A 12,704-nucleotide genomic window follows, 5' to 3' on the forward strand; every position below is an offset into this window, starting at 1 on the left:
TATAAACTGCCCAAACGACAACAGATGGGAATTCTCAGGTGAAGTTCGTAAAGTATTTATTGATTCTTGCAGTGTGTTGCATCTTGCTGGGAGCCGGCACGGTCTATGGCTTGTACAAGTACATTGAGCCACAGCTGCCAGACGTGAACACATTGAAAGACGTGCGTCTGCAAACCCCCATGCAGGTTTACAGCGCTGACGGCGAGTTGATCGCCCAGTATGGTGAGAAGCGCCGCGTGCCGCTCACCCTGCAACAGATGCCGCCTGAGCTGATTAAAGCGTTCATTGCGACCGAAGACAGCCGTTTCTACGAGCACCATGGTGTCGATCCGGTGGGGATTTTCCGTGCCGCCAGCATTGCGCTGGTATCCGGACACGCCTCACAGGGTGCGAGTACCATTACGCAACAGCTGGCGCGTAACTTCTTCCTTAGTCCTGAACGCACGCTGATGCGTAAGATCAAAGAGGCCTTCCTCGCGATTCGCATTGAGCAGCTGCTGAGTAAAGATGAAATCCTCGAGCTGTATCTCAACAAAATCTATCTCGGCTATCGCGCCTATGGCGTAGGGGCGGCGGCACAGGTCTATTTTGGTAAACCCGTTGATCAGCTGTCGTTAAGCGAAATGGCGATGATCGCTGGTTTGCCGAAAGCACCTTCAACGTTCAACCCGCTTTACTCACATGCCCGCGCGCTGTCGCGTCGTAATGTGGTGCTGGCGCGTATGCTCGACCAGAATTACATCACCCAGCAGCAGTATGATGAGGCGCGCAATACGCCACTGGTCGCGGTCTACCACGGCCCCGAAATTGCGTTCTCTGCCCCTTATCTGAGCGAAATGGTGCGCCAGGAGATGGTGAAGCGTTACGGTGATAGCGCCTACGAAGATGGCTACAAGGTGTATACCACTGTCACTCGTCATCTGCAGGAAGCCGCGCAGCAAGCCGTGCGCGATAACGTGATGGCTTACGACATGCGTCATGGTTACCGCGGCCCCACCAACGTACTGTGGAAAGTGGGTGAAGCCAGCTGGGATAAGAGCCGTATTCAAAACGCCCTGAAAGACTTGCCGACTTACGGCCCATTAAATGCCGCCGTGGTCACCAGCGCCAGCGCTGATGAAGCGACTGCAATGATGAAAGATGGCAGCAGCGTATCGCTGAGTCTGGCAGGCGTCCGCTGGGCGCGTCCGTACAAATCTGACACGTTGCAGGGCCCAACGCCGCGCAGCGTGACGCAGGTGCTGCAAACCGGCCAGCAGATTTGGGTGCGCAAAGTGAATAATGACTGGTGGTTAGGTCAGGTGCCGCTGGTGAACTCAGCACTGGTGTCGCTCAATCCGGAAGACGGTGCGGTACGCGCGCTGGTGGGTGGTTTTGACTTCAACCAGAGTATGTTTAACCGCGCAACGCAGGCGCTGCGTCAGGTGGGTTCAAATATCAAACCGTTCCTGTATACCGCCGCCATGGACCGTGGTTTGACGCTGGCTTCTATCCTTAACGACGTACCAATTTCGCGTTGGGATGCCGGTGCCGGCGCCGACTGGCGTCCGAAAAACTCCCCACCGACTTACGCGGGTCCCATTCGCTTACGTCAGGGCCTGGGTGAGTCTAAGAACGTGGTGATGGTCCGTGCGATGCGCGCCATGGGCGTGGATTATGCCGCAGAGTATCTGCAGCGCTTCGGCTTCCCGGCGCAGAACATTATCCATACCGAGTCACTGGCTTTAGGTGCGGCTTCATTTACACCAATGCAAATGGCGCGCGGTTATTCGGTGATGGCGAACGGTGGCTTCCTGATCGACCCTTACTTCATCACCAAAATTGAAAATGAACAGGGTGGCGTGATATTCGAAGAGAAGCCGAAAATTGCCTGTCCGCAGTGCAACCTGCCGGTGATTTACGGTGAAACCAAGAAATCCGTGGCGTTGAACGAAGAGAGTGTGGAAAACATTTCGACTTCCGATCAATCGCAAAACCAGACCGTGCCACAACCGGAACTGGAGCAAGTACCCGCTCAGCCACAGCCGGCTGGCGATCAGCAATATGCACCGCACGTGATTAACACGCCGCTGTCATTCCTGATCAAAAGCGCGCTGAACTCCAATATCTTTGGCGAACCGGGCTGGATGGGAACGGGCTGGCGTGCAGGCCGCGATCTGAAGCGTAATGATATCGGCGGAAAAACCGGTACCACCAACAGCTCGAAAGACGCCTGGTTCTCTGGATATGGTCCAGGCGTAGTGACCTCGGTGTGGATCGGTTTCGATGATTCGCGTGCGCTGGGCCGCTCGACCATGTCAGGTGCCATTCCAGATCAGATCTCTGGCTATGAAGGTGGCGCGAAGAGTGCGCAGCCAGCGTGGGATGAGTACATGAAATCCGCTCTGGATGGTGTGCCTGTCCAGCCTCTGACACCGCCGGATGGCGTGGTCACCGTGACCATCGATCGTGGTACCGGCAAGTTGGCTAACGGCGGAGGCAATACCCGTCAGGAGTACTTTATCAACGGTACTCAGCCCACCGAGTACTCGTCCCATGATGTCGGCACCACTATCATGGACAACGGCGAAAGCCACGAACTGTTCTAATGAAAAAAGCCGGCACTGTTTGCCGGCTTTTTTATCTGTGCAGGGCGTAAATCAGTAGGTTAAGCGCCCTTGCTTCACCAGCCATTCACGTACCAAAAACAGCGCACTGACGTTACGCGCTTCACGGAAATCCGGTTCGTCCAGCAGTGCCAGCAGGTTGTTAAGCGGCCAACGCCGTACAATTAGCGGTTCTGGCTCATCCCCTTCCAGCTTCTCTTCATACAACTCTTCCGCCACCACAATGTTCATCTTGCTGGAGAAATAGGAGGGTGCCATGGTGAGTTTGCCCAGCGTTTCCAGCTTTCTGGCACCAAAACCCGCTTCCTCTTTAAGTTCACGGTCGGCCGCTTCAAAGGCGCTTTCGCCAGGATCAATCAACCCTTTTGGGAAGCCCAACTCGTAGCTTTCCAACCCGACGGCATATTCCTGAATCAGGATGACATCCTCACCGATAATCGGCACGATCATCACCGCTTCACGATCGGAAGGTTTCATACGTTCATAGACGCGGCGTGCACCATTACTGAAAGCGAGATCAACCGCTTCGATGGTGAATAAGCGGGAGCGAGCGACAGCTTCCACGTTGAGGATGTCAGGTTTTTTCAATGTCATTTTCATATCAGCCTCAAACTTTGCACAACCTTGTGAAACGCGATAATGCCAGCATACCGAAGCCCGAAGCATTGTGCGACACGCAACGAATGGAAAGCATGGTGACACATATCCACTTACAGCTGCTAACAACTTCTTGTTATCGCTAGACTTAAATTTTCACAATAAGTCAACCCGGTTTGACTAAATTCAGAAAATACCGATATTTAATTGAGTGCCGCCTGGTTAACATCCTACTAAGGAATAATCTAATAATTTATAATTCAATGATTTTGTGCGTTATTTTATCTGAGTTTTTTCTTGTCAGAATGACTTCTGCTCGCCAAAATTGACTTGTATTGATGGTTCCACCGGGAGTACATCTTAAACGTGAAGGCAGTTTTTTGGCTAGATTGAGCAAAGCATGAGCACTTTTATCATCATTCTGGCTGTCATGCTGGTCTGCTCATTAGTAGCAGGCATTGGCTACTGGTACGCTATGCGGCATCGTCCGCCGTTGGCGAAACCACTGCCGTTTATTAGTCCGCCCTGCCGTAAACTCACCGATGAAGAACGCAGTGCAGTGGAAACCTACATTGCGTCACTGGCGAAACAGCGACAACGCAGCGATGCCCGCTCCTCTAAGAAGTCCCGAGAGCCAGAAGCCCTGACGCTTACCGCGCAAAGCAACAATGTCTATCCCGTCACGCGTTCTATTACCCGCTACGGCCTTTCTACCGATGACGCCCATCAATGGCGCTATTACCTGGATGAAGTGGAAGTCCATCTTCCTCCGTTGTGGGAACAGTACATCGCTGAAGAGAACTATGTAGAACTGATTCGCACGCAGACAATGCCGCTGGTGATCTCTCTCAACGGTCACTCACTGGTGAACTATGCCATCGAGCAGCCTGCGCTGCCGCCATTGGTGCGGTCAATGTCGACGAACGCCTCCATCCGCAAGGAAGAGAGTGAGAATGTCGAATTGCTGCAGGTGCGTAAAGAAACGCCCGAAGAGTATCGTTTGTCACGTCCGGACGGCACACGCGAAGCCGTCGCGATCTGTTTCGCTTTCTTGCTGTTGTTCCTCAGTCTGGTGCTGCCAGGTAGCCTGATGGTGTGGATTGCCCTGCCCGCCGGCTTGATCATCGCCACCAGTTTATGGTTCCTCTACCGTTTCCCTGGCGAGAAAGGATTGCGAGAAGTGCACTGCCTGCGCGGCGCGCCAAAACGCTGGGGCCTGTTTGGTGAATCCAATCAGGAGCAGAGCAACATCTCACTCGGTATTATCGATTTAGTTTACCCGACCCACTGGCAGCCCTACGTTGCACATGACTTGGGTCAGATGACGGATGTCGATATTTACCTTAACCGCCAGGTCGTGCGCCAGGGCCGCTTCCTCTCACTCCATGATGAAGTGCGCAACTTCCCCGTGCAGCGCTGGCGCCGAAATCTGGTGCTGGCCTGTGGTTCACTGCTGGTACTGGTGATGCTGTTTACCTGGATTCCACTGAGCATGCCGATCAAGCTCAGTCTCGCGTGGGTAAAAGGCACAGAAAGCATTGAGGTCAATAGCGTCGATAAGCTAAGTGCACTGCCGCTGCACATTGGCGACAGCCTGAAAGTGAGTGGTACCGGCATGTGTTCAGTGCCAGGAAATTACCAGAGCAATCGTAGCTATGCTTATATGCCGTTCGACTGCTCAGCGATTTACTGGAACAATGCAGCACCTTTGCCGCAACCTCAGTCTGACATCATTGATAAGGCTGCCGCGCTGCTGGATACCACCACGCGCCAGCTGCATCCGGAAACCAATACCGATCCTAAACTCAACCCGCAGCTCGCCTCTGCCATTCAAAAGTCAGGCATGATTCTGCTGGATGACTTCTCCGATCTGGTGCTGAAAACGCAGGATCTGTGCAGCCAGCAGCAAGACTGTGTGCGGTTGAAGAACGCGCTGGTGAATTTGGGTAATGCGAAAGACTGGGATTCACTCATCCATCGCGCAGATACGGGCAAGCTCAACGGTATGAACGTTCTGCTGCGTCCGGTGAGCGCCGAAGCACTGGAGAATCTGGTCAATACCGCCACCTCCACTTTCTTCTCACGTGAAACCCGTCGCGCAGCGGAAACGCTGAATAGTCCACCACCCGGTGGTTTCCTGATTATCAGCGATGAGGGCCGTCAGATGGTGACACAGCCGCAGCCGTCAGTTTCGCTGTTTGACCTTGATGCGCCGTCTCAGTGGCGTGAATTGCAACGCATGTCCGGCATGCTGTTACATACGCCGTTCGCCGCCAATGGCATCATTACCAGCATTACCACTGACGCCAACGGCACGCGTCACATTGCGCTGCATAATGAACCCGATACCATGGCGCAGTGGCGCTATCTGGGTACCGCCTTGTTGATGCTGGTGCTGATTCTCTGTGGGGTCACCAACGGCTTGCTGGCTCTGCGCCGCATTCACCGAAATCGCCTACGGATGGTGGAAATCCAGCAATATTACGACAAGTGCTTCAACCACAATCTCAGCACTATGCAGAGCGTGCGCTCCCTGTTCTGAGCCCTTTCCTTCTGTGCTACCCTGTCGCCCTGTTTTTAGGGGGTGAAGATGCCAATGCTTAACTGGTCTGAGATCGATACCGTGCTGCTGGATATGGATGGCACGTTGCTTGATCTCGCCTTTGATCGCCATTTCTGGCTGGAACATGTTCCGGAAACCCTGAGCCGCGAACGTGACATCACGCTGGCGGAAGCGCATCTGCTGATTCAGCAAAAGTATCAAGCCGTGGCGCATACGCTAAACTGGTATTGTCTTGATTACTGGTCACAGGAGTTGGCGCTGGATATCCGCGCCATGACGTGGGAAAAACGCCACCGCGCGGCGATGCGTGATGACACAGTGCCTTTTTTGCAGGCGCTGCGGGCTGCGGGCAAGCGCACCATTTTGCTGACCAATGCACACCCGTACAATCTTGATGTGAAGCTGGAACAGACCGGATTAGCTGCCCACCTTGATTTATTACTTTCCACCCATACCTTTGGGTATCCGAAAGAGGATCCACGTCTCTGGCAGGCCGTTCAGCAGCAAACTGCATTCGACAGTGCGCGCACGCTTTTCATTGATGACAGTGAGCCGATTCTGGATGCGGCTGCCCGTTGGGGGATTCGCTGGTGCTTAGGTGTCAGCAACCCGGATTCCGGTCGGCCCGATCAAACTTTCCAGCGTCATACGGCAGTGCGAGACTATCGCCAGTTGTGTGAAACGCTGCGCTAAAGCAGGAGCCGCAATGAAAGAGAAAACCAGCGAAGGCGTCCGCCTCGACAAATGGCTGTGGGCTGCGCGCTTTTATAAAACCCGCGCCATCGCCCGCGAAATGATCGAAGGCGGCAAAGTGCATTACAACGGTCAACGCAGCAAACCGAGCAAAATCGTTGAATTGCAGGCCGAGCTAACGCTGCGTCAGGGCAACGATGAGCGCACGGTCATCATCACAGCGATTGGTGAGCAACGCCGCCCCGCCAGCGAAGCGCAAGAGATGTACGCGGAAACTGCCGCCAGTATTGATAAGCGTGAGAAAACCGCGCTGGCACGCAAGATGAACGCCCTTACGATGCCGCATCCCGATCGCCGCCCGGATAAAAAAGAGCGTCGCGATCTGATGAAATTTAAATTGTCGGGCGATGAGTAATATCCGCCCCAACGAGAGAAACACTATGTCTGTTCAAGATCAACTGCACCGTTACCTGTTTGAAAACGTCGCCGTGCGCGGCGAGCTGGTCAACGTTTCTGAAACCTGGCGCGAAATCGTCAAGGACCACAACTATGCTGAGCCGGTAAAAATCCTGCTGGGTGAACTGCTGGTTGCGACCAGCCTGTTGACCGCTACGCTGAAATTTGACGGCGACATCACTGTGCAGTTACAGGGCGATGGCCCGCTGACGCTGGCAGTGATTAATGGCAATAATAATCAGGAACTGCGCGGTGTGGCGCGCGTAAAAGAAGACGCGGAGATTGCCCCAGGCAGCAGCCTGAAAGAGATGGTCGGCAACGGCTATCTGGTGATCACCATTTCACCTGAAAAAGGCGAGCGTTATCAGGGCGTGGTCGGTCTGGAAGCGGATACGCTGGCAGGCTGCCTCGAAGATTACTTCATGCGCTCTGAGCAGTTGCCAACACGTCTGTTTATTCGCACCAGCGAGAAAGGCGCAGCCGGTATTCTGCTGCAGGTGTTGCCTGCGCAGGAATCAAGCCAGGATGACTTCAACCATCTCGCCACGCTGACCGAAACCGTGAAGAGCGAAGAGCTGATCGAACTGCCTGCGACCGATGTACTGTGGCGCCTCTACCATCAGGAAGAAGCGACGGTATTTGACCCTACACCAGTCAGCTTCAAATGCACCTGCTCACGCGAACGCTGCGGCGAAGTGCTGAATACGTTACCTGTTGAGGAAGTGGACGAGATCCTTGAGGAAGACGGTAAAATCGATATGCATTGCGACTATTGCGGTTCGCACTATGTGTACGATGCGGTAGACATTGCAGCTATTCGCAATGCACCAACCAACAACAGCGATCAAGTGCATTAATTCTCTGTCGGGCGGTGATGCCGCCCGCATTTCTTCAGACATTCCCCCATCACTCCCGGCGAAAATTAACTAATTTACGCTGACTTTAATTTCTTAAGTGGCAGATTTCGCTGCTTGTCACGTTCCAGCTCGCATTTTTAACTATCCTCACTTTTACAGCCCGCCGAGACGTGTAGACTGCGCGCGATCTGCCCTGCCCGGCTATGCGAGGCAGGACGCAGAATCCCCCACATAAAATGCTATGAAGTACGATTTAAGGAGCAGCCACATGCGCGCTAACGGCCTGACATCGCAAGACCTCGCCACTTTGGGCATCAGCGGCACCACGGAAGTGGTGTACAACCCTGACTTTGATACGCTGTTTCAGGAAGAAACCCGCCCGGAACTGGAAGGTTATGCGCGAGGCATCCTGACGCAGAGCGGCGCTGTTGCCGTGGATACCGGCATCTTCACTGGGCGCTCGCCAAAAGATAAGTACATTGTGCGGGATGACACCACGCGTGACACCCTGTGGTGGAACGACGTCGGCAACGGCAAGAACGACAACCAGCCGCTGTCACAGGAAACCTGGCAGGCGCTGAAAGACCGCTGCACCGCACAGCTCTCGGGCAAGCGTTTGTTTGTTGTGGACGCTTACTGCGGCGCAAATTCGGACACCCGCCTCAGCGTGCGCTTTGTGATGGAAGTGGCATGGCAGGCGCACTTCGTCAAAAACATGTTTATTCGCCCAAGTGAAGCGGAACTGGCGGCATTCAAGCCCGATTTCGTGGTGATGAACGCGGCACAGTGCACGAATCCAGACTGGCAGGCGCAGGGTTTGCACTCTGAGAACTTTGTCGCCTTCAATCTCACCGAACGCATGCAGCTGATTGGCGGCACCTGGTACGGTGGTGAGATGAAGAAAGGCCTGTTCGCCATCATGAACTACCTGCTGCCGTTAAAAGGCATCGCTGCCATGCACTGTTCCGCAAACGTCGGTAAAACTGGCGATGTCGCGGTGTTTTTCGGCCTGTCTGGTACCGGCAAGACCACCCTCTCCACCGATCCCGATCGCCAGTTAATTGGCGACGACGAACACGGTTGGGATGACGATGGCGTGTTTAACTTTGAAGGTGGCTGCTACGCCAAAACCATCAATCTGTCTGAGCAAGCCGAACCGGAAATCTATCGCGCCATCCGCCGTGATGCTCTGCTGGAGAATGTAGTGGTCCGCACCGACGGCAGTGTGGATTACGCAGATGCCAGCAAGACCGAAAATACCCGAGTCTCCTATCCGATTGAGCACATCGACAACATTGTGCAGCCGGTTTCTAAAGCAGGGCATGCCAAGCGCGTGATTTTCCTGACGGCAGATGCCTTTGGTGTGCTGCCGCCGGTTTCACGCTTAACGCCGGAACAGACGCAGTATCACTTCCTGTCAGGTTTTACGGCCAAGCTGGCGGGTACCGAGCGCGGTGTCACGCAGCCCACTCCAACGTTCTCTGCCTGCTTTGGTGCCGCTTTCCTGACGCTACACCCAACGCAGTACTCTGATGTGCTGGTGAAGCGTATGGAAGCGGCTGGGGCACAAGCGTATTTGGTGAACACCGGTTGGAACGGCAGTGGCCAACGTATTTCCCTGAAAGAGACGCGTGCCATTATCAACGCGATTCTGGCGGGTGAGCTGGATGACGTCGAGACGAAGACGCTGCCGGTATTTAACCTGCAGATGCCCACTTCGCTGGCGCAGGTGGACGATGCGATTCTGGATCCGCGTCGCAGCTGGCAGGACGAAGCCGCATGGCAGCAAGCCGCGCAAGATCTGGCGCAGCGTTTTATCACTAACTTCGAGAAGTACACCGATAACGATGCAGGTAAGGCGCTGGTGCAGGCTGGCCCGCAGTTGTGATATGAACGAGCCGCCAGAAGGCGGCTCGTTGGGCGCAAATTCGGTAGCGGCGCGATTTATCGCGCATACCTGAAGCGGTAATATCGCTGAATGATGCGCAATAAATTGCGCCGCTACTTTTTAACTTTGATGATTGCTGATCACCGCCGGTGCACTATGCTCGGGAATCGGTAGCCACGCGCGGATACGCAATCCGCCATGTTCGCTGTCACCAATCTCCAGCGACCCATCGTGCGCATCAATAATACGCTGCACAATCGCCAGGCCTAAGCCGGTGCCACTGGTACTGCGCGCGCTATCACCGCGAACAAACGGCTGGAACAGATGTTGAAGCTGATCCGGCTTAATGCCCGGGCCATCATCTTCCACCTGGAACCAGGCGCGATTCAGCTCCTGACCGCTACTGACTTTAATCCAGCCATTGCCATAACGTGCCGCATTGACCACCAGATTCGCTACCGCGCGTTTGATCGATAGCGGGTTGATATCCAGCATTAACTCTTCTGGCATCACCGCGTTCTCAATCTCACGCTCGTAGCCACTCTCTGCAGCCACCACTTCACCCAACACGCTGTTCAGATCGGCACGTTCGGTCTGCATCTCCTGACCGGTACGCAGATAATCGATGAACTGCTCAATGATGGCATTGCACTCTTCGATATCCTTGTTAATCGACTCTGCCAAATAACCATCCTGCTCACCCATCATCTCAGTCGCGAGACGAATACGCGTCAATGGGGTACGCAAATCGTGGCTGACGCCAGCCATCAATAGTGTGCGGTCATCGGCTAACTGCTTGACCCCCGCAGCCATCTGATTGAATGCCCGCGTCACTGAACGTACTTCAGAGGCGCCGTACTCACGTAACGGTGGAGGAATAATGCCTTTACCGACCTGCAGCGCTGCGTGCTCCAGGTCGACCAGGGGTCGGTTCTGAATACGAATAAACAGCCAGGCGCCGCCAATCGCCAGCAACATAATCGCCAGGGTGTAGCGGAACAGCGGCGAGAAGTCGCCCTGATGGATTTCCGTCAGTGGAACGCGCACCCAGATGTCTGGCGACAACCAGGTTTTCAGCCAGACCACTGGGGAATTCTTATTCACCTCGACACGCACATCGGTCGGGCCACCAAGCTGTTGCGCCATCTGCTCGCTGAGGAATTCGTAATGCTGAGCCCAGCGCAAGCCGCTCTCTTCCGCCGCCGCGTTGGTATACAACGAAATACCCAGTTCACGATAAATCTCGCGGCGAAATGCCGGAGGCACTTCCAACTGCGTACCATCTTCCAGCTGCAACCGGTCAGTCATCAACATACGGACTTCGTATGCGAGAACTTTATTGAACTGCTGCAGACTGGGAAGAATGGCGAAATTCAGCACCACCAGGTAGGTCGTTACCAGGCTGACGAACAGCAAGGTAACGATCAATAGCAAAGTGCGGGCAAACGAACTGCGAGGAGAGAAGCGCAATCGCCTCATGCTTTGCTGCCGTCCGGAACAAAGACGTAGCCAAGACCCCATACGGTCTGAATGTAGCGTGGATGCGCCGGATCTTCTTCTACCATGCGACGCAGACGCGAGATCTGCACGTCGATAGAACGCTCCATCGCACTGTACTCACGACCACGCGCCAGGTTCATCAGCTTGTCACGTGACAGCGGCTCACGCGGATGGCTCACCAAGGCTTTCAGCACGGCAAACTCACCACTGGTTAACGGCATTGGCTCATCTTCACGGAACATTTCACGCGTACCGAGGTTCAGCTTGAACTTACCAAAGGCGATAACCGCTTCTTCTTGTGAAGGTGCACCCGGCAGCTCATTAGCCTGACGACGCAACACGGCACGAATACGCGCCAGCAGCTCACGTGGGTTAAACGGCTTAGGAATGTAGTCATCGGCACCGATTTCCAGCCCAACGATACGATCGACCTCTTCACCCTTGGCGGTGACCATGATGATCGGCATCGGGTTGCTCTGGCTACGTAAGCGACGGCAGATGGATAAGCCATCTTCGCCTGGCAGCATTAAATCAAGCACCATTAAATGGAATGATTCACGAGTCAGCAGACGATCCATCTGCTCGGCGTTGGCGACACTGCGCACCTGAAAGCCCTGTTCGGTGAGATAACGTTCGAGCAGTGCGCGCAAACGCATATCATCATCGACGACCAGAATTTTGTAGTTCTCTTGCATGTTCAACTCCCAAAGGCGCCATTGCCTGAGCCAATATTGTGTAAAAAAGATGCCTACATGTGACAGTCATTAATGGTTTATATTCTAGCCGAAATTGTTACAAAGCATATTAAACAGCAGCTTATATTTAATTTTAGCCCTGAAATGCGCATTGTCTCGCGCTTTTTGTCTGTACTTTCAACCCGCTTAGCCCTTATCTGAAAATTCACGCGGTTTTCTGTTCGCGTCTGGATCATTTTGCCTTTAGCCGCAACGCACGTGGCTATGCCGCGCCATTTGGCTTAAGTCACCAGGGAAGTATCTTTCGATATAGGGATAATCACAGCAGATTATCTGGCACTTTCTGTTTTAGGTACCTGACTGCTCTCGGAACATTGCCAAACCCGCGCCAATCAAGTCCAGTATTAAATAAAGACAGATTAATCAGTGAGTAAACATCACTTTCCTCTCAGACATGGATCTCAGAAACTGCACGGGTTCCTGCAGATATTGCGTCTATTTGGAGAAAGAAAAATGAAAAAAACGATGGTCTTGCTGAGTGCACTGGTTCTGACCAGCCTTTCTCAGGCGCAGGCTGCCACCAGCGCGGGCGAAGCGGCAGGGGCACAAGCCTCAACCACCGCTAAAGGTAACTCAGACGCCATTGGCGTCGGTGCCGTTGGTGCACTGCTTGGCGTGGCATTAGCCACCATGGGTGGGGGTGACAAAGGCTCAAGCAGCACGTCTACCACCACAGCCACCACGCCCGGCAAATAATTCGTATCTTCAGAGCGCGGCAAGGCTGCGGCGCTTTTCCCTTTTTACTGCCAGCCCATTTCGCCACCGGAGAATAAGTAGCGCCCAAGGCTT

The 12,704-nt window shown here is 54.1% G+C and carries 10 protein-coding genes; 7 read left to right on the forward strand and 3 right to left on the reverse strand.

From position 1 onward, the window contains the following. Positions 1–38: 38 nt before the first annotated feature. Entirely contained in the window at positions 39–2,588 is a 2,550-nt protein-coding gene (mrcA, locus tag PSSD_RS04820) for a peptidoglycan glycosyltransferase/peptidoglycan DD-transpeptidase MrcA (protein ID WP_058969752.1), read from the forward strand. 51 nt (positions 2,589–2,639) lie between these two features. Here the strand turns inward: mrcA and nudE are convergent, their stop codons facing one another. Further along, a complete protein-coding gene (gene nudE / locus PSSD_RS04825) occupies positions 2,640–3,206 on the reverse strand; it encodes an ADP compounds hydrolase NudE (RefSeq protein WP_058969754.1) in 567 nt (188 codons plus the stop codon). A gap of 397 nt (positions 3,207–3,603) precedes the next feature. On the opposite strand from nudE, the gene PSSD_RS04830 reads away from it, so the two are divergent. The 5 genes from PSSD_RS04830 to pckA all read left to right on the forward strand — a co-directional run bounded on the left by PSSD_RS04830 (position 3,604) and on the right by pckA (position 9,660). Then, positions 3,604–5,745, forward strand: a complete 2,142-nt coding sequence (locus PSSD_RS04830; RefSeq protein WP_058969756.1) for an intracellular growth attenuator family protein — start codon at positions 3,604–3,606, stop codon at positions 5,743–5,745. Positions 5,746–5,799: 54 nt separating this feature from the next. Beyond that, a complete protein-coding gene (yrfG, locus tag PSSD_RS04835) occupies positions 5,800–6,459 on the forward strand; it encodes a GMP/IMP nucleotidase (RefSeq protein WP_058969777.1) in 660 nt (219 codons plus the stop codon). A 13-nt stretch (positions 6,460–6,472) separates the two neighbouring features. Further along, positions 6,473–6,874, forward strand: a complete 402-nt coding sequence (gene hslR, locus PSSD_RS04840) for a ribosome-associated heat shock protein Hsp15 (protein ID WP_058969758.1) — start codon at positions 6,473–6,475, stop codon at positions 6,872–6,874. 25 nt (positions 6,875–6,899) lie between these two features. Continuing rightward, positions 6,900–7,772 (forward strand): Hsp33 family molecular chaperone HslO, encoded by an 873-nt coding sequence (hslO, locus tag PSSD_RS04845; protein ID WP_039332675.1) that lies wholly within the window; start codon positions 6,900–6,902, stop codon positions 7,770–7,772. Positions 7,773–8,040: 268 nt separating this feature from the next. Further along, entirely contained in the window at positions 8,041–9,660 is a 1,620-nt protein-coding gene (gene pckA, locus PSSD_RS04850) for a phosphoenolpyruvate carboxykinase (ATP) (RefSeq protein ID WP_058969761.1), read from the forward strand. A 120-nt stretch (positions 9,661–9,780) separates the two neighbouring features. Here the strand turns inward: pckA and envZ are convergent, their stop codons facing one another. Together envZ and ompR are read right to left on the reverse strand one after the other, a co-directional pair. Then, positions 9,781–11,139 carry a two-component system sensor histidine kinase EnvZ gene (gene envZ, locus PSSD_RS04855; protein WP_058969762.1) on the reverse strand — a complete coding sequence of 453 codons (1,359 nt, stop codon included), beginning with the start codon at positions 11,137–11,139 and terminating at the stop codon, positions 9,781–9,783. Then, positions 11,136–11,855 carry an osmolarity response regulator transcription factor OmpR gene (gene ompR, locus PSSD_RS04860; protein WP_001157751.1) on the reverse strand — a complete coding sequence of 240 codons (720 nt, stop codon included), beginning with the start codon at positions 11,853–11,855 and terminating at the stop codon, positions 11,136–11,138. The genes envZ and ompR overlap by 4 nt, the downstream gene beginning before the upstream one ends. Positions 11,856–12,368: 513 nt before the next feature. Here ompR and yjbE point away from each other — a divergent pair. Next, positions 12,369–12,611: an exopolysaccharide production protein YjbE gene (gene yjbE, locus PSSD_RS04865; RefSeq protein WP_039332668.1), complete on the forward strand. Its 243-nt coding sequence runs from the start codon at positions 12,369–12,371 to the stop codon at positions 12,609–12,611. The last annotated feature ends 93 nt before the right edge of the window (positions 12,612–12,704 follow it).

It is taken from the genome of Type-D symbiont of Plautia stali, from assembly GCF_001485335.1.
Taxonomy (GTDB): Bacteria; Pseudomonadota; Gammaproteobacteria; order Enterobacterales; family Enterobacteriaceae; genus Pantoea; species Pantoea vagans_C.

Excerpts from the sequence above, each read along its gene's own strand:
- yjbE (WP_039332668.1), top strand. The coding sequence starts at position 12,369 with ATGAAAAAAACGATGGTCTTGCTGAGTGCACTGGTTCTGACCAGCCTT.
- pckA (WP_058969761.1), top strand. The coding sequence starts at position 8,041 with ATGCGCGCTAACGGCCTGACATCGCAAGACCTCGCCACTTTGGGCATC.
- nudE (WP_058969754.1), bottom strand. The coding sequence starts at position 3,206 with ATGAAAATGACATTGAAAAAACCTGACATCCTCAACGTGGAAGCTGTC.
- ompR (WP_001157751.1), bottom strand. The coding sequence starts at position 11,855 with ATGCAAGAGAACTACAAAATTCTGGTCGTCGATGATGATATGCGTTTG.
- hslR (WP_058969758.1), top strand. The coding sequence starts at position 6,473 with ATGAAAGAGAAAACCAGCGAAGGCGTCCGCCTCGACAAATGGCTGTGG.
- hslO (WP_039332675.1), top strand. The coding sequence starts at position 6,900 with ATGTCTGTTCAAGATCAACTGCACCGTTACCTGTTTGAAAACGTCGCC.
- yrfG (WP_058969777.1), top strand. The coding sequence starts at position 5,800 with ATGCTTAACTGGTCTGAGATCGATACCGTGCTGCTGGATATGGATGGC.
- PSSD_RS04830 (WP_058969756.1), top strand. The coding sequence starts at position 3,604 with ATGAGCACTTTTATCATCATTCTGGCTGTCATGCTGGTCTGCTCATTA.
- envZ (WP_058969762.1), bottom strand. The coding sequence starts at position 11,139 with ATGAGGCGATTGCGCTTCTCTCCTCGCAGTTCGTTTGCCCGCACTTTG.